General features: G+C 73.0%; 20 protein-coding genes. 14 read left to right on the top strand and 6 right to left on the bottom strand.

Annotation, left to right across the window (positions count from 1 at the left end; all coding sequences use genetic code 11):
* Window positions 1–11 precede the first annotated feature (11 nt).
* Both ACFC8N_RS34990 and ACFC8N_RS34995 read left to right on the top strand, forming a co-directional pair.
* Window positions 12–1289 carry a glycosyl hydrolase gene (locus ACFC8N_RS34990; RefSeq protein ID WP_376292833.1) on the top strand — a complete coding sequence of 426 codons (1278 nt, stop codon included), beginning with the start codon at window positions 12–14 and terminating at the stop codon, window positions 1287–1289.
* A gap of 64 nt (window positions 1290–1353) precedes the next feature.
* Window positions 1354–4383, top strand: coding sequence for an alpha-mannosidase (locus ACFC8N_RS34995; RefSeq protein WP_376292836.1), 3030 nt, complete (start codon window positions 1354–1356; stop codon window positions 4381–4383).
* A gap of 82 nt (window positions 4384–4465) precedes the next feature.
* On the opposite strand, the gene ACFC8N_RS35000 is transcribed toward ACFC8N_RS34995, so the two are convergent.
* Window positions 4466–5170, bottom strand: a complete 705-nt coding sequence (locus ACFC8N_RS35000; RefSeq protein ID WP_356033903.1) for an FCD domain-containing protein — start codon at window positions 5168–5170, stop codon at window positions 4466–4468.
* A 163-nt stretch (window positions 5171–5333) separates the two neighbouring features.
* Here ACFC8N_RS35000 and ACFC8N_RS35005 point away from each other — a divergent pair, with 163 nt between their 5' ends.
* From ACFC8N_RS35005 to ACFC8N_RS35040, 8 genes are read left to right on the top strand one after another with little or no spacing between them, the layout of a single operon-like run.
* Complete coding sequence (locus ACFC8N_RS35005) at window positions 5334–6398, top strand: sugar ABC transporter substrate-binding protein (RefSeq protein ID WP_356033906.1); 1065 nt, start codon at window positions 5334–5336, stop codon at window positions 6396–6398.
* The gene (locus tag ACFC8N_RS35010; protein WP_362819367.1) at window positions 6395–7885 is read left to right on the top strand and encodes a sugar ABC transporter ATP-binding protein; all 1491 of its coding nucleotides are present in this window, start codon (window positions 6395–6397) and stop codon (window positions 7883–7885) included. Before ACFC8N_RS35005 ends, ACFC8N_RS35010 begins: the two co-directional genes overlap by 4 nt.
* Window positions 7878–8906 (top strand): ABC transporter permease, encoded by a 1029-nt coding sequence (locus tag ACFC8N_RS35015; protein WP_376292839.1) that lies wholly within the window; start codon window positions 7878–7880, stop codon window positions 8904–8906. The genes ACFC8N_RS35010 and ACFC8N_RS35015 overlap by 8 nt, the downstream gene beginning before the upstream one ends.
* 52 nt (window positions 8907–8958) lie before the next feature.
* On the top strand, window positions 8959–10299 hold the full coding sequence (locus tag ACFC8N_RS35020; protein ID WP_362819369.1) for an L-fuconate dehydratase: 1341 nt from the start codon (window positions 8959–8961) through the stop codon (window positions 10297–10299).
* A complete protein-coding gene (locus ACFC8N_RS35025) occupies window positions 10296–11051 on the top strand; it encodes an SDR family NAD(P)-dependent oxidoreductase (protein ID WP_376292841.1) in 756 nt (251 codons plus the stop codon). The genes ACFC8N_RS35020 and ACFC8N_RS35025 overlap by 4 nt, the downstream gene beginning before the upstream one ends.
* On the top strand, window positions 11048–12019 hold the full coding sequence (locus tag ACFC8N_RS35030; RefSeq protein WP_376292843.1) for an aldo/keto reductase: 972 nt from the start codon (window positions 11048–11050) through the stop codon (window positions 12017–12019). The genes ACFC8N_RS35025 and ACFC8N_RS35030 overlap by 4 nt, the downstream gene beginning before the upstream one ends.
* Window positions 12016–12366 (top strand): L-rhamnose mutarotase, encoded by a 351-nt coding sequence (locus ACFC8N_RS35035; protein ID WP_376292846.1) that lies wholly within the window; start codon window positions 12016–12018, stop codon window positions 12364–12366. Before ACFC8N_RS35030 ends, ACFC8N_RS35035 begins: the two co-directional genes overlap by 4 nt.
* The gene (locus tag ACFC8N_RS35040) at window positions 12363–13196 is read left to right on the top strand and encodes an amidohydrolase family protein (RefSeq protein ID WP_376292847.1); all 834 of its coding nucleotides are present in this window, start codon (window positions 12363–12365) and stop codon (window positions 13194–13196) included. Before ACFC8N_RS35035 ends, ACFC8N_RS35040 begins: the two co-directional genes overlap by 4 nt.
* Here the strand turns inward: ACFC8N_RS35040 and ACFC8N_RS35045 are convergent.
* Window positions 13184–14605: a lipase maturation factor family protein gene (locus ACFC8N_RS35045; RefSeq protein ID WP_376292849.1), complete on the bottom strand. Its 1422-nt coding sequence runs from the start codon at window positions 14603–14605 to the stop codon at window positions 13184–13186. The two genes, ACFC8N_RS35040 and ACFC8N_RS35045, sit on opposite strands and share 13 nt — an antisense overlap.
* Before the next feature lie 126 nt (window positions 14606–14731).
* Between ACFC8N_RS35045 and ACFC8N_RS35050 the strand changes: the two genes are divergently transcribed.
* From ACFC8N_RS35050 to ACFC8N_RS35060, 3 genes are all read left to right on the top strand, one after another.
* A complete protein-coding gene (locus ACFC8N_RS35050; RefSeq protein WP_376292852.1) occupies window positions 14732–15946 on the top strand; it encodes a DUF6777 domain-containing protein in 1215 nt (404 codons plus the stop codon).
* A gap of 83 nt (window positions 15947–16029) precedes the next feature.
* On the top strand, window positions 16030–18117 hold the full coding sequence (locus ACFC8N_RS35055; protein ID WP_376292854.1) for a SpoIIE family protein phosphatase: 2088 nt from the start codon (window positions 16030–16032) through the stop codon (window positions 18115–18117).
* A gap of 31 nt (window positions 18118–18148) precedes the next feature.
* A complete protein-coding gene (locus ACFC8N_RS35060; protein ID WP_376292857.1) occupies window positions 18149–19012 on the top strand; it encodes an Fpg/Nei family DNA glycosylase in 864 nt (287 codons plus the stop codon).
* A gap of 30 nt (window positions 19013–19042) precedes the next feature.
* On the opposite strand, the gene ACFC8N_RS35065 is transcribed toward ACFC8N_RS35060, so the two are convergent.
* The 3 genes from ACFC8N_RS35065 to ACFC8N_RS35075 form a co-directional block, all read right to left on the bottom strand.
* A complete protein-coding gene (locus ACFC8N_RS35065; RefSeq protein WP_376292859.1) occupies window positions 19043–19702 on the bottom strand; it encodes a zf-HC2 domain-containing protein in 660 nt (219 codons plus the stop codon).
* Between the two features lie 151 nt (window positions 19703–19853).
* Window positions 19854–20369, bottom strand: coding sequence for a hypothetical protein (locus ACFC8N_RS35070; RefSeq protein WP_356033940.1), 516 nt, complete (start codon window positions 20367–20369; stop codon window positions 19854–19856).
* Window positions 20370–20519: 150 nt separating this feature from the next.
* Complete coding sequence (locus tag ACFC8N_RS35075) at window positions 20520–21089, bottom strand: sigma-70 family RNA polymerase sigma factor (RefSeq protein ID WP_356033943.1); 570 nt, start codon at window positions 21087–21089, stop codon at window positions 20520–20522.
* A gap of 214 nt (window positions 21090–21303) precedes the next feature.
* On the opposite strand from ACFC8N_RS35075, the gene ACFC8N_RS35080 reads away from it, so the two are divergent.
* Window positions 21304–22461 (top strand): CapA family protein, encoded by a 1158-nt coding sequence (locus tag ACFC8N_RS35080; protein ID WP_376292862.1) that lies wholly within the window; start codon window positions 21304–21306, stop codon window positions 22459–22461.
* On the opposite strand, the gene ACFC8N_RS35085 is transcribed toward ACFC8N_RS35080, so the two are convergent.
* On the bottom strand, window positions 22462–23898 hold the full coding sequence (locus ACFC8N_RS35085; protein WP_376292864.1) for an amino acid permease: 1437 nt from the start codon (window positions 23896–23898) through the stop codon (window positions 22462–22464).
* Between the last annotated feature and the right edge of the window lie 165 nt (window positions 23899–24063).

The following is a 24063-nucleotide window of genomic DNA, read 5'->3' on the forward strand; positions in this document are numbered from 1 at the left end:
CAAGGACCTCCATGCCTCCTGCCGTCCGCTTCGGCGTCAACTACACCCCGAGCGAAGGGTGGTTCCACCACTGGCTCGACTTCGACCTCGACTCCGTGCGCGCCGACCTCGACGCCATCGCCGCGCTGGGCCTCGACCACATCCGCGTCTTCCCGCTGTGGCCGTACTTCCAGCCCAACCGCACCCTGATCCGCCCCCGCGCCGTCGAACAGCTCGTGGCCCTCGCCGACGCGGCCGCCGAACGCGGCCTGGACGTCAACGTGGACGGTCTGCAAGGGCACGTGAGCAGCTTCGACTTCCTGCCGGCCTGGACCCGCACCTGGCACCGGCGCAACCTCTTCACCGACCCGGACGTGGTGGCCGGCCAGGCCGCCTATCTGCGCACCCTCGCCGCGGCCCTCGCCGACCGCCCGGGCTTCCTCGGCATGACCGTCGGCAACGAGGTCAACCAGTTCGCCGCCGGCCCCCACCCCGACCCCGACCGCATCACGGCGGACGAGGCCGAGCGCTGGCTCGTGCGGATGCTGGCCGCCTGCGCCGAGGGCGCCCCGGACCGGCTCCATCTGCACGCCTCCTACGACGCCGCCTGGTACCAGGACGACCAGCCCTTCACCCCCGGCCACTCGGCCCGCCTCGGCGACGTCACGGCCGTACACTCCTGGGTGTTCAACGGCACCGCCCAGCGCCACGGCCGTACCTCCGTGCCCAGCGAGCACCACGCCGCCTACCTGGTCGAGCTGAGCAAGGCCTGGGCCGACGCGCCGCACCGGCCGGTGTGGCTCCAGGAGGTCGGCGCACCCGCACCGCTCGTGCCCCCCGAGCACGCCGCCGCCTTCGCCGAGGCCACCATCACCCACGCCCTCGACTGCCCCGACCTGTGGGGCATCACCTGGTGGTGCGCGTACGACGTCTCGCGCGACCTCGCCGACTTCCCCGAACTCGAATACGGACTGGGCCTGTTCACCGACGACCGCGCAGCCAAGGACATCGCCCGCGTGCTGGCCGACGCCGCGCGCGACGCCGCACGCGACACCGGCCGGGCCCCCGCGCCGCGCACCACCGCCCTCGTCGTCCCCGGCGATCCGGCCCTGCGCTCCCACTGCGCCCCCGGCGGCCCCGTCTTCGACGCCTTCTTCCGGCTCGTCGCCGACGGCGCCCGCCCCAGCACCGTCCTGGACACCCGCGCGGACGACCAGGACCACCTCGCCGCGCGCGGCATCACCGACGTGGTCACTCCCGAGCAGGTACTCCCCACCGTGGGGGAGCCGTACGACGCCTCGAACCCGTGACCGTGACCCACCCCTGGCAACCCACCCGGAACCCGCACCCGGAACCCCGCAGGGAGCAGCCCGTATGCATGACGACCGCACGCTGGTGGAAGCCCGCCTCAGGCGTGTCCTCGACGAGCGCATCCGTCCCGCCGTGTACCCCGAGTCCGTGCCGCTGCAGGTCGCGGTGTGGCACGCACCCGGCGAGCCCGTACCGGTCGAGGAGGGACTCGCCGCCGAGCCCGGGCCGATCGAGGTGGGCGCGCGGTGGGGTGCTCCGTGGGGCACGAGCTGGTTCCGGGTGACCGGGACCGTGCCCGAGGCGTGGGCCGGGCGGACCGTCGAGGCCCTGCTCGACCTCGGCTTCGACGAGAACATGCCCGGCTTCCAGTGCGAGGGCCTGGTCCACCGGCCCGACGGCACCCCGGTGAAGGGCCTCAACCCGCGCAACCAGTGGGTGCGGATCGGCGCCCCGGTGGCGGGCGGGGAGGAGGTGGTCCTGCACATCGAGGCCGCCTCCAACCCCGTCGTCCTCGACTACCACCCCTTCCTGCCGACCCGGCTCGGCGACAGGGAGACGGCCGGCAGCGAGCCCCAGTACACGCTCACCCGCATGGACCTCGCCGTCTTCGACGAGACCGTGTGGCAGCTGGTCATGGATCTGGAGGTGCTCGGCGAGCTGATGGCCGAGCTGCCGGCGGACTCCGCGCGCCGGTACGACATCGTGCGCGCCGTCGAGCGGGCCCTGGACGCCGTCGACCTCCAGGACGTGGGCGCCACCGCGGACCGGGCCCGGCAGCAGCTCACCGGAGTCCTCGCGGCACCCGCCGTGCCGTCCGCGCACCGGATCAGCGCCGTCGGGCACGCGCACATCGACTCGGCGTGGCTGTGGCCGCTGCGCGAGACGGTCCGCAAGGTGGCCCGTACGACGTCCAACATGACCGCGCTGATCGAGGACGAGCCGGACTTCGTGTTCGCCATGTCCCAGGCGCAGCAGTGGGCGTGGGTGAAGGAGCACCGGCCCGAGGTGTGGGCGCGGGTGAAGAAGGCCGTGGCCGACGGGCGGTTCGTGCCGGCCGGCGGGATGTGGGTGGAGTCGGACACCAACATGCCCGGCTCGGAGGCGATGGCCCGTCAGTTCGTGCACGGCAAGCGGTTCTTCCTCGACGAGTTCGGCATCGAGAACGAGGAGGCCTGGCTGCCCGACACCTTCGGCTTCGCCGCCGGCCTGCCGCAGATCATCAGGGCGGCCGGCTCCAAGTGGCTCCTGACACAGAAGATCTCCTGGTCACAGACCAACAAGTTCCCGCACCACACCTTCCAGTGGGAGGGCATCGACGGCACCCGGATCTTCACCCACTTCCCGCCCGTCGACACCTACAACTGCTCGATGAAGGGCGGCGAGATCGCCCACGCGGCGCGGAACTTCAAGGACAAGGGCCGCGCCCGGCACTCCCTCGCGCCCACCGGCTGGGGCGACGGAGGCGGCGGCACGACCCGCGAGATGATCGCCAAGGCGGCCCGGATGCGCGACCTGGAAGGCTCGGCCACCGTCGCATGGGAGACACCCCGTGCCTTCTTCGAGAAGGCCGAGGCCGAGTACCCCGAGCCGCCCGTCTGGGTCGGCGAGCTGTACCTCGAACTGCACCGCGCGACCCTCACCAGCCAGGCCCAGACCAAGCAGGGCAACCGGCGCAGCGAGCACCTGCTGCGCGAGGCGGAGCTGTGGGCGGCGACGGCCGCCGTCCGCGCCGGATTCCCGTATCCCTACGAGGAGTTGGACCGCATCTGGAAGACGGTCCTGCTGCACCAGTTCCACGACATCCTGCCCGGCTCGTCCATCGCCTGGGTGCACCGGGAGGCCCGGGCGACGTACGCCCGGATCGCCGGGGAGCTGAACGGCGTCATCGACGCGGCCCGGCGGGCCCTGGCGGGGGAGGGGACCGCGGAGCTGCTCTTCAACTCGGCGCCGCACGGCCGCAAGGGCGTGCCCGCCGGAGGTGCCGGGGCGGCCAGCCTGCCGCAGGGTACGACGTGTACGACGCTGTCGCCCCGCACCGGAGGCGGATACGTCCTGCACAACGGCCTGCTCCGCGTCGAGATCGACGCCCGCGGCCTCGTCGTGTCCGCGTACGACATCCAGGCCGACCGTGAGACCGTCGCCCCCGGCCGGGCCGCGGGCCTCCTCCAGCTCCACCCGGACTTCCCGAACATGTGGGACGCCTGGGACGTGGACGAGTTCTACCGGAACACCGTCACGGACCTCACGGACGCGGAGTCGGTCCAGGCCGCTGACGGCGGCGTATCGGTGCGGGTCACCCGCGCCTTCGGCGCCTCCCGCGCCACCCAGGTGCTGTCCCTGCCGCCCGGTGAGCGGCGGCTGGTGATCGACACCGAGGTCGACTGGCACGAGACCGAGAAGTTCCTCAAACTGGCGTTCCCGCTCGACCTGCACGCCGAACGGTACGCGTCGGAGACCCAGTTCGGCCACGTGTACCGGCCGACCCACACCAACACCTCCTGGGAGGCCGCCAAGTTCGAGGCGTGCAACCACCGCTTCGTCCACCTTGCGGAACCCGGCTGGGGCGTCGCCGTCGTCAACGACTCGACGTACGGCCACGACGTGACCCGCACGGTACGCACCGACGGCGACCGGGGTACGACGACCACGGTGCGCGTCTCTCTCCTGCGCGCCCCGCGGTTCCCCGACCCCGAGACCGACCAGGGCGTCCACCGCTTCCGGCACGCACTCGTGCCCGGCGCGGCGATCGGGGACGCGGTCCGCGAGGGCTGGCGGCTCAACCTCCCGGAGCGGAGGATCACCGGCGCGCACGCGGTCGCTCCGCTGGTCACGGTCGACGACGACGCCGTGGTCGTCACGGCCGTGAAGCTGGCCGACGACGGCAGCGGCGATGTGGTGGTCCGCTTCCACGAGGCGCACGGGGGCCGGGCCCGCGCCACGCTCACGGCGGGCTTCGAGGTGGCGGACGTGACCGTGACGGACCTGCTGGAACGGCCGCTCGGCGACAGCGAGCCGCCGACGCGCGAGGGTGCGCGCATCACCGTACGGCTGCGGCCGTTCGAACTGGTGACGCTCCGGCTCCGCAGGTCGTGATCGGCTCCGCCGCGTGGGCGCGACCAGCCACGACGGCGCCGCAGACGAACGACGGCCCATCGCGGTACTTCCAGCGGGGCGCTCAGCCCCCGAGCTGGGCCCGCAGCCACTCCTCCACCTCGCCGACATGGGCCGCCGCGGCGGCCCTCGCGGCCTCCGGGTCCCGGGCGGCGAGGGCCCGGTGGATGGCGGCATGCTCGCGCCGGGTGCGCGCGAACGCGCCCTCCTCCTGGTAGCCCCGCCACACCCGGGCCCGGAAGGTGCGCGACGACAGCCCCTCCAGGATCGCGGCCATCGTCTCGTTGCCCGCCGCCGCGGCGATCTCGCGGTGGAAGGCGAGGTCGTGGGCGAGGATCTCCTCGGGGTCGTCGGTGGCGTTCATCGCCGTCAAGTGCTTCTCGACGGAGGCGAGTTGGCTGTCGGTGATGCGCGCGGCCGCGAGTGCCGTCGCCGTCGACTCCAGGATCCGCCGCACCTCCAGCAGCTCCACCAGCCGCGGCCCCCGGGACAGGTCGGCGACGACCCCGAAGGTCTCCAGCAGATCGCCGGCCTCCAGCGCGGTGACGTAGATGCCGGAGCCGTGCCGGGCCTCCAGGACGCCCAGCACCGTCAGCGCGCGGATGGCCTCCCGCATCGAGCTGCGCGAGATCCCCAGCCGGGCCGCGAGATCCCGCTCCGTGGGCAGCCGCTGGCCCGGCTCCAGCCGGCCCTCGGCGATCAACGCCTTGATCTCCTCGATGGCGCGCTGGGTCACCGTGCCCTTCTGCGGCACCTCTTCCTCGTCCACGCCGCTCCTCCTTCCCCCCGGTGCGCCGCAGTCTAACCAGCCGAGTGGTCCGACCACTATGGCCGAAATCCTCGAATTCTCCGTGCACGAGGGTGTTGACTCGGCTCATTGGTCTGATAAGTATGCGGCGTCTGCTCGAACACCCTCAACGAGGAGCCGCGAGATGCCCGCCAGCACAGTGAGGAAGCGCAAGCGGTCACGGATCATCGGCGTGGCGGCCCTGGCCGCCGGCGCCTCGCTCATGCTCGCCGCCTGCGGCAGCACCAAGGACACCGCCGGCGCGGGCGGCGGGGGCACCGGCAAGGTCGGCGTGATCCTGCCGCTGCTGACCTCGCCGTTCTGGCAGTCGTACAACGACTACGTGCCCAAGATGGCGAGGTCCGAGGGCGTCCAGGTGCTGAAGACGGTCAACTCCAACAGCGACCCCTCGCAGCAGATCACCGACATCGGCAACGAACTCACCCAGGGCGTCAAGGGGTTGGTGGTCGCCCCGCTGGACAGCGCCGCCGTCCAGGCCGGGCTCGACCAGGCCGAGCGCAGGGGCGTCCCCGTGGTCGCCGTGGACGTCGCGCCCGACAAGGGCAAGGTCGCCATGGTGGTGCGCGCCGACAACGTCGCCTATGGCACGAAGGCCTGCGACTACCTCGGACAGCATGTGAGCAGCGGCAAGGTCGTGCAGATCATGGGCGACCTCGCCTCGGTCAACGGCCGCGACCGCTCCGAGGCCTTCCGGACCTGCGTGCGGAAGAAGTACCCGAAGCTCAAGGTGCTGGAGATCCCCGCCAAGTGGGAGTCCGACACCGCCGCCGCCAAGCTCGACACCCTGCTGAACGCCAACCCCGACATCAAGGGCATCTACCTCCAGGCCGGCGGTGTCTACCTCGCGCCTACCCTGCAGACACTGAAGTCCAAGAACATGCTCAGGACCGCCGGGCAGCAGGGCCACATCACCATCGTCTCCAACGACGGCATCCCGCAGGAGTTCGACGCCATCCGCAAGGGCCAGATCGACGCCACGGTCTCCCAGCCCGCCGACGCCTACGCCCGCTACGGCCTGTACTACATCAAGGCGGCCATGGCCGGGAAGACGTTCCGGCCCGGACCCACCGACCACGGCTCCACGATCGTCAGACTGCCCAGCGGCATCCTGGAGGACCAACTGCCCGCGCCGCTGGTCACCAAGGCGAACGTCGACGACCCCGCGCTGTGGGGCAACACCGTCAAATGACCACGCCATTGGTGCAAGCGGAGGGCATCGTCAAACGGTACGGCCCCACCGTCGCCCTCGCCGACGGCCGCCTCACCGTCGTGGCCGGCGAGTCCCACGCCCTCGTCGGCCGCAACGGCGCAGGCAAGTCCACCCTGGTGGGCGTCCTCACCGGACTCCAGGCCCCGGACGAGGGCACCGTCCGCTTCGACGGCCGGCCCGCGCCCGCCCTCGCCGACCGGGACGCCTGGCGCCGCAGGGTCGCCTGCGTCTACCAGAAGCCGACGGTCGTCCCGGAACTGACCGTCGCCGAGAACCTGTTCCTCAACCGGCAGCCCACCGGCCGCGGCCTCATCAGCTGGCGCCGGCTGCGCCGCGAGGCCGCCGAACTGCTCGGCACCTGGGACGTGCACGTCGACCCGGAGGCCCGCACCGCCGACCTCCGGGTCGAGGACCGCCAAATGGTCGAGATCGCACGGGCGTTGAGCCTCGGCGCCCGGTTCATCGTGCTGGACGAGCCCACCGCCCAGCTCGACAACCGGGAGATCGAACGGCTCTTCACCCGCATGCGCTCCCTCCAGGACTCCGGCGTCACCTTCCTGTTCATCTCGCACCACCTCCAGGAGGTGTACGAGGTCTGCCAGACCGTCACCGTGCTGCGCGACGCCCGCTGGATCACCACCGCCCCGGTCGCCGACCTGCCGAAGGCGGCCCTGGTGGAGGCCATGGCGGGGGAGTCCGTCGCCGAACAGGCCGTACCGCGGCGGCGGGCCGGGGAGAGCGCCCCGGTCCTGCTGGAGGCGAGTGGGCTTTCCTCACCGGCGTACGACGACGTCGACCTCACCGTGCGGCGCGGCGAGGTCGTCGGACTCGCCGGCTCCAGCGGCAGCGGCAAGACCGAACTGGCCGAGTCCTTCGCCGGGTTGCACACCCCGACCGGCGGCACCGCCCGACTGGGCGGCGAGCGGCTGCCGTTCGGCGACGTACGGGCCGCCCTGCGGGCCGGGATCGGCTGCGTCCCGCGCGACCGGCACGAACAGGGACTGGTGTCCGGCATGAGCATCGGCGACAACGCCACGCTCGGCGTGCTGGAGCGGCTCGGCCGGGCCGGGTTCGTCGCCACCGACCGGCGGCGCCGCTTCGCCGCCGACCTGATCGACCGCCTCGACATCCACACCGAGGGCCCCGACCAGCCCGTGTCCGACCTCTCCGGCGGCAACGCGCAGAAGGTCGTCATGGCCCGCGCCCTCGCCTGCGACCCCCGCCTGCTGATCCTGATCAACCCCACCGCCGGCGTCGACGTGAAGTCCAAGGAGTCGCTGCTCGCGCGCATGGACGACGCCCGTGACGACGGCACCGCCGTCCTCGTCGTCTCCGACGAACTCGACGACCTGCGCCGCTGCGACCGCGTCCTCGTCCTCTTCCATGGCCGGGTCGTCGCCGAGCACCCGGCCGGCTGGCGCGACCACGAGCTGATCGCCTCCATCGAAGGAGTTGACCATGGCTGAGACCCGGGCGGCCCCGCCGCTCGCGCCGCGCAAGACCCCGGACGCGCGGTCGGCCCGCACCGTGCTGCTGCGCCGGGCCCGCGAACTCGCCCTCGTCCCCGCGCTGTTGCTGCTCATGGTGCTCGGCGCCATGGTCAACGACTCCTTCCTGACCGAGCGCAACCTGATCTCGGTCCTCGGCGCCTCCGCCGCGCTCGCGATGGTCGTGCTCGCCGAGTCGCTCGTCCTGATCACCGGCAAGTTCGACCTGTCGCTGGAGTCCGTGGTCGGCATCGCCCCGGCCGTCGGCGCCCTGCTGGTGCTGCCCGCCGCCCAGTCCGGCTGGGGCACCGCATGGCCGACCGCGCTCGCCCTCCTCGCGATCCCCGTGGTCGGCGCGGCCATCGGCGCCTTCAACGGCGTCCTCGTCGTCAAGCTCCGGCTCAACGCCTTCATCGTCACCCTCGCGATGCTCATCGTGCTGCGCGGCCTGCTCGTCGGCGCCACCAAGGGCAAGACCCTGTTCGGCATGCCCGACAGCTTCTACTCGCTCGCCACCACCACCTTCCTCAACGTCCCGCTGTCCGTGTGGCTCGCCGCGGCCGCCTTCGCCGTCACCGGGTTCCTGCTCAAGTACCACCGCACCGGCCGCGCCCTCTACGCGATCGGCGGCAACGCGGACGCCGCCCGCGCAGCCGGCGTCCGCGTGGACCGCGTCATGCTCGGCGTGTACGTCGTCGCGGGCGTCCTCGCCTCGATCGGCGGCCTGCTCCAGACCGGCTACGTCGGCGCGATCAGCGCCAACCAGGGCCAGAACATGATCTTCACCGTGTTCGCGGCCGCGGTGATCGGCGGCATCAGCCTGGACGGCGGCAAGGGCACCATGTTCGGCGCCCTGACCGGCGTCCTGCTGCTGGGCGTCGTACAGAACCTGCTCACGCTCGCCCAGGTCCCCTCGTTCTGGATCCAGGCCATCTACGGCGGCATCATCCTCGTCGCCCTCATGATCGCCCGGGTGACGACGGGCCGCGCCCAGGACTGACGTCCGCCGCAGACGAGGGACCGTCACGCATCCGACGACCGAAAGGACTTCAGTGTCCCAGGCCCCCGCCCGCGTCACCGCGGTCGACACCCACGACATCCGCTTCCCCACCTCGCGCGAGCTGGACGGCTCCGACGCGATGAACCCGGACCCCGACTACTCGGCGGCCTACGTCGTGCTGCGCACCGACGCCGCCGACGGGATCGAGGGACACGGATTCGTCTTCACCATCGGGCGGGGCAACGACGTCCAGGTCGCCGCGATCGACGCGCTGCGCGACCATGTGCTCGGCCGGGACGTGGCCGAGCTGTGCGCCGACCCGGGCTCGCTCTTCCGGGACCTGATCGGCGACAGCCAGCTGCGCTGGCTCGGCCCCGAGAAGGGCGTGATGCACATGGCGGTCGGGGCCGTCGTCAACGCCGTCTGGGACCTCGCCGCCCGCCGGGCCGGCAAACCGCTGTGGCAACTGCTCGCCGACGCCGAGCCCGAATGGCTGGTCGCCCAGATCGACTTCCGCTACCTCACCGACGCCCTCACCCCCGACGAGGCCCTCGACCTGCTCAGAAGAGGGAGAGAAGGCGCCGCGGAGCGCCGGGCGAGGCTGCTGGAGCGCGGCTTTCCCGCCTACACCACCTCCCCGGGCTGGCTCGGCTACGACGACGACAAGCTCGGCCGGCTCGCCGCGCAGGCCGTCGCCGACGGCTTCACCCAGATCAAGCTGAAGGTCGGCGCCGACCTCGACGACGACATCCGGCGCTGCCGGGTCGCCCGCGCCGCGATCGGACCCGACATCCGGCTCGCCGTCGACGCCAACCAGCGCTGGAACGTGGACGAGGCGATCCGCTGGACCCGGGCCCTCGCCGAGTTCCGCCCGTACTGGATCGAGGAGCCCACCAGCCCGGACGACGTCCTCGGCCACGCCGCGATCCGCCGCGCCGTGGCGCCGGTGAAGGTCGCCACCGGCGAACACGTCCACAACCGGATCATGTTCAAGCAGCTGCTCCAGGCCGGCGCCCTCGACATCGTCCAGATCGACGCGGCGCGCGTCGCCGGCGTCAACGAGAACCTCGCGATCCTGCTGCTCGCCGCCAGGTTCGGCGTGCCCGTCTGCCCGCACGCGGGCGGCGTCGGACTGTGCGAACTCGTCCAGCACCTCTCGATGTTCGACTACCTGGCCGTCTCGGGCACCACCGACGACCGGGTCGTCGAGTACGTCGACCACCTGCACGAGCACTTCGTCACCCCGGTCGTCATCCGCGACGGCCACTACACGGCGCCCACCGGGCCCGGCTTCTCGGCCGCCCTGCGCCCGGAGTCCGTCGCACGCTACACGTACCCCGGCGGCACCTACTGGGCCGCCGACCCCGACACCCAGAAGGGACAGGCCGCATGAGCGACTTCGCGGGTCTGAGGGCCCTGGTCACGGGCGGCGCCTCCGGCATCGGCCGGGCCACCGCCGACCTCCTCGCCGCCCGCGGCGCCCAGGTCGCCGTCCTCGACCGGGACCTCACCGGCGTCGACAAGCCGCTCCTGGCGTACCGCGCCGACGTCACCGACGACACCTCGGTGCGCACCGCGGTCGAGCGCGCCGCCGAGGACCTCGGCGGGCTGGACGTCCTGGTCAACAACGCCGGCATCGGCGCCCAGGGCACGGTCGAGGACAACGACGACACCGAGTGGCACCGCGTCTTCGACGTCAACGTCCTCGGCATGGTGCGCACCGCCCGCGCCGCCCTGCCGCATCTGCGCGGCTCCTCCCACGCCGCGATCGTCAACACCTGCTCCATCGCGGCCACCGCCGGACTCCCGCAACGCGCCCTGTACAGCGCCACCAAGGGCGCCGTGTACTCCCTGACCCTCGCCATGGCCGCCGACCACGTCCGCGAGGGCATCCGCGTCAACTGCGTCAACCCCGGTACGGTGGACACCCCATGGGTCGGAAGGCTGCTGGACGCCGCCCCCGACCCGGCCGCCGAGCGCGCCGCCCTGGCGGCCCGCCAGCCCACCGGCCGCCTCGTCTCCACTGCCGAAGTCGCGGGCGCCATCGCCTACTTGGCCGGCCCCCTGTCCGGCGCCACCACCGGCACCGCGCTCGCCGTCGACGGCGGCATGCAGGGCCTGCGGCTGCGCCCGGCGGGACAGTGAACACGCTGGGCCGCAGCGGCGTCGCGGTCACCCCGCTCGGCCTCGGTGCCGCGCCGCTCGGCAACCTCTTCACCCCGCTGGACGACGAGCAGGCGGAACAGGCCGTGACGGCCGCCTGGCAGCGGGGCATCCGGTACTTCGACACGGCCCCGCACTACGGCCTCGGCCTGTCCGAACGCCGCCTCGGCGCGGCCCTGCGGGCGTACGACCGTACCCACTACACCCTCTCCACCAAGGCCGGCCGGCTCCTCGAACCCTCCGACGCCACCGGCGACGACCTCGCGAGCGGCTTCGCCGTCCCCGCGACCCACCGCCGCGTGTGGGACTTCAGCGCCGACGGCGTCCGCCGCTCCCTGGAGGCGAGCCTGACGCGCCTCGGCCTGGACCGCGTCGACGTCGTCTATCTGCACGACCCCGACGACCACGCCGAACAGGCCTTCCGCGAGGGCTACCCGGCCCTGGAGAAGCTGCGCGCCGAGGGCATGGTGGGCGCGATCGGCGCGGGCATGAACCAGACGGAGATGCTCACCCGGTTCGTCCGCGACACCGACGTGGACGTGGTCCTGTGCGCGGGCCGGTACACGCTGCTCGACCAGAGCGCCGGCACCGGACTCCTCCCGCTGGCCGCCGAGCGCGGGGTGTCGGCCGTTCTCGGCGGCGTCTTCAACTCGGGCCTGCTGGCCGACCCGAGGCCGACAGCCACGTACGACTACACCCAGGTGCCCGGCGAGCTGCTGGCGCGCGCCCGGCGCCTGAAGGCGGTCGCCGAGCGGCACGGCACCACCCTGCGGGCCGCCGCGCTCGCCTTCTCCGGCGCCCACCCGGCCGTCGCCTCCGTCCTGGTCGGCGCCCGCTCGGCGGCCGAAGTGCACGACTGCGCCGACCAGTTCGCCGCCGACGTGCCCGCCGCGCTCTGGGCGGAGCTGCGGGAGTCCGGCATGCTGCCCCGAGAGGAGGGCCCGTCATGAGAGTCGCCCTGCACACCAAGGTCCGCGGTGACCGGATCGCCGACTACGAGGCCGCCCACCGCGAGGTCCCGAAGGAGCTCACCGCCGCCATCCGCGCCGCCGGTGCCACCTCGTGGACGATCTGGCGGTGGGGGTCCCCCCGCGCGAGCGAAGCCGAGCGTGGGGGAGGGACCGACCTGTTCCATCTGCTGGAATGCGAGGACTGCGCCCGGCTGCTCGCCGAACTGGAGCAGCTGCCCGTCAACGTGGCCTGGCAGGCCCGCATGGCCGAACTGCTCGACGTCGCGCACGACTACTCCCGGGGCGGCGCCGACGCCGGGCTGCCCGTCGTCCGGGAGCTGCCGTGACCGTCGACGCCCACCACCACCTCTGGGACCTCTCGGTGCGGGACCAGGACTGGATCCCCGAACACAGCCCGCTGCGGCGGGACTTCGCCCTCACCGACCTCGAACCCGAGGCGAGCGCCGCCGGAGTCACCCGCACCGTCCTCGTCCAGACGGTCACCGTGCCCGAGGAGACCCCCGAGCTCCTGGCCCTGGCCGACCGCCACGACCTGATCGCCGGGGTCGTCGGCTGGACCGACCTGACCCGCCCGGACATCGCCGACGAACTGGCCCGGCTGCGGCGGTTCCCGGGCGGCGCCCACCTGAAGGGCATCCGGCACCAGGTGCAGGGCGAACCCGACCCGCGGTGGCTGCTGCGCCCGGACGTACGCCGGGGCCTGGCCGCGCTCGCGGACGCCGGTCTCGTCCATGACCTCGTCGTCCTGCCCCACCAGCTCCCGGCCTGCGTCGAGGCCGCCCGGTCGGCTCCCGGACTCACCTTCGTCCTCGACCACGTGGGCAAGCCGCCCATCGCCTCCGGCGCCCTCGAACCCTGGGCCACGCACCTGCGCGCCCTCGCGGCCCTGCCCAACACCTTCTGCAAACTCTCCGGCCTGGTCACCGAGGCCGACCCCGCCACCTGGACCGTGGCAGACCTGCGCCCGTACGCCGAGACCGCCCTGGCGGCCTTCGGGCCGGAGCGCGTGATGTACGGCTCGGACTGGCCGGTGTGCACACAGTCGGCGACCTACGCCCAAGTACTGGAATCGGCAAGGGAATTGACCGCAGGGTTCGGTGCGAGGGAGCGCGCGGCCGTGTTCGAGGGCACGGCCCGGCGCGTCTACGGCCTCTGAGCCGGTTCGGCCAGCCGGACGGGCGGCAGGTACTCGCGCACATACGTCCGCTCCCAGCACGCGCCCGTCTCCCGCAGCTCCCGCCACGTGGTGTAGCGGTAGCGGAAGAGACGGGCCCGGACGAAGCGGGGCGGGGTGTCCGGCGGGAACGGGGAGCGGCGCAGCAGCCGCAGGGTGTCGCGGTCGTTCTCCAGCAGCCGCTCCACCAGAGCGCCGAACCAGTCGCCCGCGTAGGCGGGGGACAGCGCCGCGAACCACATCAGCCAGTCCAGCCGCAGATGGTAGGGCGCGAACTGGCGCGGCCAGTGCCGCACGTCCCCGGGCTTGCCCCGGAACTCGTACTCCCGCCAGTCCGCGTCCTCGCTCAGTGCGTCGTCCAGCGTGCCCTCGACGACCACCTCGTAACGGATCCGGCTGACGCTGCCGAACGCGCCGTAGGTGTTCACCAGGTGCAGCGGGTCGAAGGAGCGGTTCATGACCTGGCGGCGCGAGATCATGTTCGTCACCGGGTGGTAGCTCAGGAAGAGCAGCAGCGCGGCGAGCGCGAGCACCACGATCTCGTACCAGAGCGGAGCCGGGGGCGCGGACGGCGGAGAGCCGGGGAGCCGGAGCGCCGACAGGGCCAGCACGATGGTGATCCAGTTCAGCCAGGAGAAGTTGCCGGACAGCACCAGCCACAGCTGGGTGACGATCATCAGCGCGGCGGCGGCCGAGGCGACCGGCTGCGGGGTGAACAGCAGCACCGGGACGACCAGTTGGGTGACGTGGTTCGCGGCGACCTCGGCCCGGTGCAGGGGCTTCGGCAGGTGGTGGAAGAACCAGCTCAGCGGGCCCGGCATCGGCTGGGTCTCGTGGTGGTAGTAGAGGCAGGTCAGCTTCCGCCAGCAGGCGTCGCCCCGCATCTTGATCAGCCCGGCGCCGAACTCCACCCGGAACAGGATCCAGCGCAGCAGGAACAGCACCACGACCGGCGGCGCCACCGCGTCGTTGCCGAGGAACGCGGCCAGGAACCCCGTCTCCAGCAGCAGCGACTCCCAGCCGAACGCGTACCAGGTCTGGCCCACGTTGACGATCGACAGATACAGCGTCCAGGGCACCAGCCACAGCAGGATCCCGGCCCAGAGCGGCAGCAGGGAGTCCGCCCCGGCCAGCAGGGCCGCGGACACGGCGCAGCCCGTCCAGGCCCAGCCCGCGAAGAAGCGGTCCGAGTAGTGCAGTTGGAACAAGCCGGGCGCCTGCCGGAACGGCGCCCGCGCCACGAAGCGGGGGATCGGCAGCATGCCCCGCTCGCCCAGCAGGGCGCGGAACTGCCGGGCCGCCGTCAGGAAGGCGACGAGGTACAGCCCGGCCAGAGCCCGCTGGAGGACCAGCCGGCTCATCCCGTAGTCGGGAGCGGTGAACCAGTTCACGGCTGCGCGCCCTTCGTCGCGGCCACACCGCGGGCCGTCTCCATCATGACCGCCCCCGAGTTGCCAGCCAAACGGGTGCAAGGCAGACAATAGAGGGAAGTCACCCACAGTGATGCGGAGTGTACGGTGCGGATACCCGCCGGATCCATCGTCACGGCCCTGGCGCTCTCGGCCATGCTCGTCATGGCGGGCTGCGTCCGCCCGGGCGACAAGGTGGCCCAGGTGGGCGTGGAGGTCTACCTCCAGCCCGCCGCCGCCCAGGGTCCCGACCCCTTCACCGCCTCCACGGTCACCGAACCGATCCCCCCGGCCCGGCCGGGGACCGCCGGCCCGGCCACGTCTCCCGGCGCGGGCAGCGGCCGTCCGAGCGCGTCCGCGGGTGCGGGCGGTGCCGACCCGGGGGTGAGCGCCGTTCCCGCCCCACCCGCACGCGCACCCGCCGTCGTCGTCCCCGCCGTGCCCGCCGCGCCGACCGTCCCCGGTGCGAGCGTCACCGGTCCGGCCGCAGCCACGATCCCCCAGCCGGTGCTGCCCGCCGTGCTCGCCGTCCTGCCCCTGCGGGCGGTGCGCTCGCTGTCCGGGGCGACCCCCGGCCTCTACGGCGGCACCGCGCGCGTCTCCGGCTGCGACATCGAACGGCAGATCGCCTATCTCAGGGCCGACCGGGACCGCGCCGGGGCCTTCGCCCGCGCGCAGGGGATCTCCGCGGCGGCCCTCCCCGGCTATCTGCGCGGCCTCGCCCCGGTCCTGCTGCGCGCCGACACCCGGGTCACCGGGCACGGCTACCGCGACGGGCAGGCCGCCGCCTACCAGGCCGTGCTCCAGGCCGGCACCGCCGTCCTCGTCGACGACCGGGGCATGCCCCGGCTGCGCTGCGCCTGCGGCAACCCGCTGGGGCCGCCCGCCCCGGGGCACGGCGGCATCGGCGCCCGCGGCCTCGCCTGGCCCGACTACCGGCCGGACCAGGTCGTCGCCGTGACCCCGGCCCCTCGCGCGGTCACCAGCATCACGATCGTCGACGTCCTGACACGCACCTGGATCGCACGCCGGATCGGCCGCGACGTCACCCACGACCGGATCGTCCCCGCCCCCGCCTCCTCGGCCACCGCGCTGCCCCCGGCCGACCCCGACCACGACGGCACCGCTCCGACGGTCGGCGCACCGTCGTACGGTCTGCTGCCCGGTTCCCCGTCGAGCACCGGGGCGCCCACCCGCCCGGCCACCGCGGCCCCCGGGCTGGTCAGCCCGCAGCCCTCGCCGTCCCTCGGCCTCACCCTGGACACACCCGACGACCCCGACCCGCGGCACGACGACGACCCGCCCGGCGGCCCCGGCGCGTGAGCGGCGGCACGCTCCGCCCGAACAGGCCCCGAAAGCTCTCCGATCAGGTCGAGGAATCCGGTAAATGCTGGCAAGGTGTCCCCATGGCTGATCGGGGAGCGCGTGCCCTGTCACTCCCGGAGGACTGGCCCGCCCACCCGGACCCGATTCTGGCGCTCAACCGCATGGGGACGTTCGACTGGGACTTGGACACGGGCCTGTTCCACATGGACGCCCAGGCCCACGAGGTGTTCGACCTGCTGCCCGAGGAGTACGACGGGCGCCCCGAGTCGCTCGCCGTCCGGGTGCCGCCGCCGGAGGCCGCCCGGCTGGACGCGGTGGTCGCCCGGGCCATCAAGGACGGCAGCGAGAACTACGGCGCCTACTTCCGCATCCGCCGCCGCGACGGCACCAGGCGCTGGACCCGCACCCAGGGCTACATCCGCCGCGACGCCACCGGCCGCCCGCGCCGGGTCGTCGGCATCGTCCGCGACGCCACCGAGGAACTCGCCGACAGCTCCGCCCGCAGCCTGCGCGCCGCCCAGGACGAGGCGTTCCGCCAGCAGGCCGGTGTCGTCCAGGCCGTCTCCGCCGCCCTCGCCCACGCCCGCACCGTCCGGGACGTCATCGACGTCCTCAAGGACACCCACGGCATCCGCCGGCTCGGCGCGGCCAGCCTCGTGATGGGGCTGGTGGAGGCGGGCCGGATACGGCTCGTCGCCGAGGCTCCCGTCGGCAGCTTCGTCCCGGCCGACAAGGTGAACCGCATCGACGAGCCGTACCCGATGAGCGAGGTCGTGCGCACGCTGCAGCCGCGGTTCATCGAGTCCCCCGAGGAGTTCGCCGAGGGCTACCCGATCCTCTGGCCGCACCTCACCGACCTGCACATCACCTCGGCCGCCTATCTGCCGCTGATCGCCCAGGCCCGCCCCATCGGCGCGATGGGTCTGCTCTACGACGACCGGCGCGGCTTCTCCGCCGAGGAGCGCGCCGTCCTGGTCGCCCTCGGCAGCAGCATCGCGCAGAGCCTCCAGCGGGCCATGCTCTACGAGCAGGAGAAGGACCTCGCCCAGAGCCTCCAGCAGGCCATGCTGCCGCGCACCATCCCCAGCGTGCGCGGCGCCGACATCGCCGTGCGCTACCGTGCCGCCACCGCCGGGGGCGCCCTCGGCCGGGACATCGGCGGCGACTGGTACGACCTGATCCCGCTGCCCGGAGGACGGGTCGGCGCGGTCATCGGCGACGTCCAGGGGCACGACACGCACGCGGCGGCCGTCATGGGCCAGCTGCGCATCGTGCTGCGCGCCTACGCCGCCGAGGGACACACCCCGGCCACCGTGATGGCCCGCGCCTCGGTCTTCCTGCACGAACTCGACACCGACCGCTTCGCCACCTGCCTGTACGCCGAGGCCGACCTCGCCACCGGCGTCGTCCAGGTCGTCCGCGCCGGGCACATCGACCCGCTGATCCGGGACGGCGACGGCAGCTGCCGCCGGGTCCCGGTCCAGGGCGGGCTGCCGCTCGGCCTGTCCGCCGAGTTCGGCCGGCTGGAGTATTCCGTCACCACCCTCGAACTCGGCCCCGGGCACACCCTGCTGCTGTGCACCGACGGCCTCGTCGAGCGGCCCGGCGCCGACCTCGACGACGGCATGCGCGGCCTCGTCCGACTCGTCGGCGAGGGCCCGGACGACGTGCGGGACCTCGCCGACCGGCTGATCCGTCTGGCCGAGGAGCGCGGCGGCGACGACGACGTGGCGCTGCTCCTGCTGCGCCGCCGCGTCCCGGAGGCACCGAGGGCCGGCGGGCGGCTCCAGCAGCACGTGGCCCCCGGCTGCCCGGAGGCGCTGGCCCAGGCCCGGCACATGATCCGCGCCGCGGTGCGCGCCTGGGGCGTCCGGGACCGGTCCGACGAGATCGAGCTGGCCGCCGACGAGCTGATCACCAACGCCCTGCTGCACACCGAGGGCTCCGCGATCGTCACCCTGCGGGCGCTGGACGACGGAGACCACCGGCTGCGCATCGAGGTCGAGGACTCCTCCAGCGCCCTGCCACGGCGCCGCGACGCGGGCGAGGACGGCGTCTGCGGCCGAGGGCTGCTCCTCGTGGACCGGCTCGCCGACAGCTGGGGCGTGGAGGCACGCGGCAGCGGCAAGGCGGTGTGGTGCGAGTTCCGGATGCCCGCGCACATGTGATCCCACGAGCCCCGGATGGCACCCTGGACGTATGCCGGAACTGCCCGAAGTGGAAGCGCTCAGGGACTTCCTGACCGAGCACCTGGTCGGCCACGAGGTCGTGCGGGTGCTGCCCGTCGCCGTCAGCGTCCTGAAGACGTACGACCCACCGGTCGGCGCGTTCGAGGGCAGCCGGATCACCGCCGTGCACCGGCACGGGAAGTTCCTCGACCTCGTGGGGAGCTCCGGCCTGCACCTCGTCACCCATCTGGCCCGCGCGGGCTGGCTCCAGTGGCGGGACCGGCTCCCCGACGGTCCGCCCAAGCCGGGCAAGGGCCCGCTCGCGCTGCGCGTCGCGCTGGAGACCGGCGAGGGCTTCGACCTCACCGAGGCCGGCACCCAAAAGCGCCTCGCGGTGTACGTCGTGCGCGACCCGCACGAGGTCGGGGGCATCGCCCGGCTCGGCCCCGACCCGCTCGCCGACGGCTTCGACGAGGCGCGCTTCGCCGCCCTGCTCACGGGCGAACGGCGGCAGCTGAAGGGCGCCCTGCGCGACCAGTCCCTGATCGCGGGCGTCGGCAACGCCTACAGCGACGAGATCCTGCACGCCGCGAAGATGTCCCCGTTCAAGCTCGCCTCCTCCCTCACCCCGGAGGAGACCCGCCACCTCTACGGGGCCCTGCGCACCACGCTCACCGAGGCGGTCGAGCGGTCCCGGGGCCTTGCCGCCGGGCGCCTGAAGGCCGAGAAGAAGAGCGGGCTGCGCGTCCACGGCCGTACCGGCGAGCCCTGCCCGGTGTGCGGGGACACCGTCCGCGAGGTCTCCTTCAGCGACTCCTCGCTCCAGTACTGCCCGACCTGCCAGACGGGCGGCAAGCCGCTGGCGGACCGCAGGCTGTCCCGGTTGCTGAAGTGAGTCCCGTGCCGCCCCGGCCCTCAAGGCGCCTCAGTCCTGCGGCGCCTTGAGGCTCACCAGGGACTGGCCGTCGGTGGTGCGGACGTCGTAGCGGGCGATCTGGTCCGGGTGCAGCGGGGAGGACCCGAGCGCGGTGAAGGTGCCGGCGGCCGGCCCGGACTGGGTCCAGGTGCCGGCGACCTGTTCGGAGCCGTCCCGGCCGACGATCACGAACCGGCAGGTGCGCGGGCCGGTGCGGTCCTTGACCTTCAGCAGCAGCCGGCTGCCGGAGTCCTCGTCGTCGGCCGTGACCTCGGCCCACACCCCGGTCTTCGGATCGGTCGCCGCGGTGGCACGGGCGGCCGGCTCGTCATGGGCGGTGAAGGCCATGAGCCCGGAGCCGGCCGTGGCCAGCACCACGGAGGCGGCCAGGCCGTACAGGAAGCGGCGGCGGCGTACCCGCTGCCGGCGCGCGACCTCGCCGAGCAGTCGCTCCAGCAGCCGGGGTCCGGGCTGCGTCATGGGGTGCACAAAGCGCGGCGTGGCCCGGCGGTACAGCATCAACTGCCGTGCGGCAGGGCCGAATTCGGTCACCTGTGCCGCGCACTGAGGGCACTCCATGAGGTGGTCCTCGAAGCGGAAGGCGTCCGCCTCGTTCAGCACGCCGAGCGCGTACGCGCCGACGTCGCGATGCCTTTCCTGGGACCTCATGCCGAATCCTCGTGCCGATGGGTGCGGGTGGGGTTACTCCGTGCTCCCACCCGTACGCAGCCGACAGCCGAATCACTCAAGCCACCCGCAGAATCCCGGAGAGGAGATTCGGAGCGGCCCGGTCCCCGGATTGGTCCGGTTTCCAAAAAAGTCAGAACAGGTGGATCGCCAGGTGCCCGAGCGGCAGCCCGAGCCGCCAGGCCGCGGTCCACACCTTCGGCCCGTCGTCCTCGCCGAGCGCCCCCGGGCCGCCCGGCACCGCGTCCAGGTCCGGTGCGAGCAGCTCGGTCTCCTCCAGCCAGCGCCAGGCCTGAGCCGCGAGGGCGAGGTCGGGCGAGCGGGTGCCGGTCCCCTCGGCCCGGGCGGTCAGCTCGGCCATGCGCGTGCGCACCCACTCCTGCCACTGCTGGTCGTACGCCGTCAGCGACAGCCAGGTCTCCAGCTGGGAGATCACGCGGATGCCGGACAGCTCCCCGTCGGTGTCGGAGAGGAAGACGGTCAGCGCCAGCGCGTCCCGGCCGGCCCGGAACTCGAAGGACGTCGGCGGCATGAGGTCGCCGGTGCGCAGCAGCTCGTCGGCGATGTACTCGGCGTACAACCAGGCCATGGGAACGGCCAGTTCACCGCCGTCGGTGCCGTCCGTGCTCTCGTGCCCTCTGTGCAGCATCCCTTCCTGCCCTTCCTTCGGTGCGTGCGCGTGGCCCGGCCCCGTCGGGGCGGAGCCCCGGCCCGCCCGGAAACGCGGATGAGGACAGCCCATTGCCCCGATGGGGGGCTCAGCAAGGCGCTTTACCGAGGTTTGACCCGGCCTCCGGTTTCAGTGCAGGTCGGCCGCGTAACCCGGCAGGACCCGGCGCAGCGCGCGCAGCGCGTAGAACGCGCGAGATTTCACGGTACCGGGTGGTACGCCCAGGGTCTGCGCCGCTTCCGCCACACTGGCCCCGAGGAAATACACCAGTACGAGGACGTCACGGTGCTCCGGCGTGAGTGTCTTCACAGCTTCGCGCACATCGAGCATCTGCGCGGCCCGTTCGGCATGATCGGCGGTCACCCGGGCGGTCTCGGGGACCTCGCCGCCGTCCTCGGGCGGTCGTGCCTGCCGGGCCCGCCGGGCGTCGATCGCGAGCCGCCGGGCGACGGTCAGCAGCCAGGGCCGTACCGAGTCGAAGTCGTCGGCGTGCAGGGCCTCCGGATGCTGCCAGGCGCGCACCAGGGTCTCCTGGACGAGGTCCTCGGCGCGCTGCCGGTCCCCGTCGCAGAGCCGGAGCAGCAGGGCGAACAGGGGGCCGCCGTGCTCGCGCTGGAGCGCGGCCAGTTCGTGTTCGGCGGTCGTCGTCCCACGGGCCGGTGCGGCCGGCCGGTGGGTGAGCGGGGATGCGGCCGTCATGGCCGTATGCCAGCGCGGCGCGCGGCCGGGGGACAGGGGGCGGGCAGGGCCGTGCGACGGGCGGTCGATCGCGTCGGCGAACGGTCGGACGGGCGGCCTGCGCGGGGAACCGGATGGGCTAAGCAGGGCCCTGGTCCGTTTATCCGCGGAGCCGACTCCGTACCCATAGGAAGGTGATGGATAGTCAGTAAATACGATTTTATGGGGTGAGCTGATGTTCGGACGCAGACACCTGGTGGCCCTGGCCCTCACCGCCGCCCTCACGGCCGCGGCCGCCGGCGCGAACCACCTACGGCAGGAGTCCGGGCACCCCGCCCCGGCCGGCTCCGCCCGTTCCCTCGGCCGCGGCTTCACGCTCGTCGCCTCCGGGGACATCCTGCCGCACACCTCCGTCATCGACCAGGCGGCCTACTACGCCGCCGGGCGCGGCTACTACTTCGGGCCCATGCTCACCGAGACCGAACCCGCCCTCTCCCGCGCGGACCTGGCGCTGTGTCACATGGACACCGCCTTCGGTGCCGACGGCCACTACTCCGGCTACCCCGTCTTCGCGTCGCCGCCGCAGCTCGCCCGGGGCCTCGCCGCGGCCGGCTACGCCGGCTGCTCCACCGCCTCCAGCCACGCCCTGGACGACGGCCCCGCCGGCGTCCGGCGCACCCTGGACGCCATGGACGCGGCCGGGCTGAAACACGTCGGCACCGCCCGCAGCGCGGCCGAGGCCCGCGCGGTCACGCTCCTGAGGGCCGGCCCGGCCAGGGTCGCGCACCTGTCGTACACCGTCGGCACCGAAGGCCGCCCGCGGCCGGCCGGCGAGCCCTGGGCGGTCAACGTGATCGACGAGCGGCGGATGATCGCCGACGCCCGCGCCGCCCGGCGGGCCGGCGCCGACGTCGTCGTGGTCTCCGTGCACTGGGGCACCGAGTGGCAGCGCGAGCCGAGCGTGCAGCAGCGCGGCCTCGCCCGGCGGCTCACCGCCTCCGCCACCGCCGGACGCCCGGACATCGACCTGATCCTCGGCACCCACCCCCATGACCCGCAGGCCTACGAGAAGGTCAACGGCACCTGGGTGATCTACGGCATGGGCGAACAGATCGCCGGCGAGCTGGCCGACCGCGGGGGGATCCGGAGCCCGCGCGGCAACGCGTCCACCCTCGGCCGCTTCACCTTCGCCCCGCCCGCCCGGCCCGGCGGTCGCTGGCGGGTCACCAGGGCCGAGTTCGTCCCGCAGTGGTACGACCTCGACTCCGGGCGCGTGCTCGACGTGAACCGGGCCATCGCCCACGGCGCCCGGCTGGAGGCGGTGCGCGACCGCATCCGGGACGTGGTGCTCAGCCGCGGCGCCGGCGAGGACGGACTGACCATGGGGGAGTGATCAGCGCGTCGTTCCCCCGGCGGACGGCTGCCCGGCCAGCGCCGAGCGCCGGTAGGAGTAGCCGAAGTAGATGACGCACCCGATCACGAACCACACCGCGAACCGCACCCAGGTCTCCCACTGCAGATACGTGATCAGCCAGATCGAGAAGACCACGCCCAGCGCGGGCACCACCGGCATCCCCGGGGTGCGGAAGGTGCGCGGCAGCTCCGGCTGCCGGTAGCGCAGCACGATCACGGCCGTGCACACGACGACGAACGCCAGCAGGATGCCGATGTTGGTCAGCTCGGCGGCCGAGCCGATCGGCACGAACCCGGCGATGGCCGCCGAGCCCGCCCCGACGATCCAGGTCACCCGGGTCGGCACATGCCGGGTCGGGTGGGTCTTGGCGAACCACTTCGGCAGCAGCCCGTCGCGGGACATGGAGAACCACACCCGGGTCACGCCCAGCATGAACGTGAACATCACGGTGAGGATGCCGATGATGGCGCCCACCGCGATCACGTCCGCCAGCCGGTCCAGACCCACCGACTTGAACGCGGTCGCGAAGCCGCTCTCCTTGTTGATGTGCCGGTAGTTCTGCATGCCGGTCAGCACCAGGCAGGCCGCCACGTACAGCACCATCGAGATCGCCAGCGAGTAGAGGATCGCCTTCGGCATGTGCCGCTGCGCGTCCTTCGACTCCTCGGCCGCCGTCGACATGGCGTCGTAGCCGAACACGGCGAAGAACACCGTGGCCGCGCCGGTGAAGGCGCCGCCGATGCCGTACGGGAAGAACGGGTGGTAGTTCGCGGTGTCGATGTGGAAGAAGCCCACCGCGATCACCAGCAGCACCACCAGCACCTTCAGCCCGACGCCGAGGGTCTCGAAGCGGGCCGCGCTGCGGATGCCCAGGTTCAGCAGCCAGGCGATCAGCAGGCACAGGATCGCGGCGAACAGGTCGACCCGGTGCCCGTCCCCGGTGCCGGGCGCGCCCAGCATCCAGTGCGGCAGATGCGCGCCCGTCTCCCCGACCAGGAAGCTGAAGTAGCCCGAGATGCCGATCGCGACGACCGCCACGATCGCGGTGTACTCCAGCAGCAGGTCCCAGCCGATGAACCAGCCCGCGAACTCGCCGAGCACCGCGTAGCCGTAGGTGTACGCCGAGCCCGCCTTCGGGATCAGCCCGGCGAACTCGGCGTACGACAGCGCCGCGCACGCGCTCGCCACACCGGCGATCAGGAACGACACCAGCACCGCGGGGCCGGCCGTGCCGTTGGCCACCGTACCGGCCAGGGTGAAGATGCCGGCGCCGATGATGCCGCCCACGCCGATCGCGGTGAGCTGCCACAGCCCGAGCGACCGGTCCAGCCGCGGTCCCTCCCGGACCTCCGTGTCCTCGATGTGCTCGATGGGTTTGCGGCGGAGAATTCCTTCACCCGCGCGGAGCCTGTCCATGAGCCTCACCTCTTCGCCGACGGCAAACGGCTGACGGCGGATCATGATGGCTCAGCCGCGACCCGTACGGAAGACACCACGCACGACTGCGTCGGGCAGGGGGCGGGTGCCCCGGAGACCGCCACCCGCCCTTCCCACCACGACAGCGACCCCTCGCCGCGCCGC

It is taken from the genome of Streptomyces sp. NPDC055966 (assembly GCF_042269865.1).
Lineage (GTDB): Bacteria > Actinomycetota > Actinomycetes > Streptomycetales > Streptomycetaceae > Streptomyces.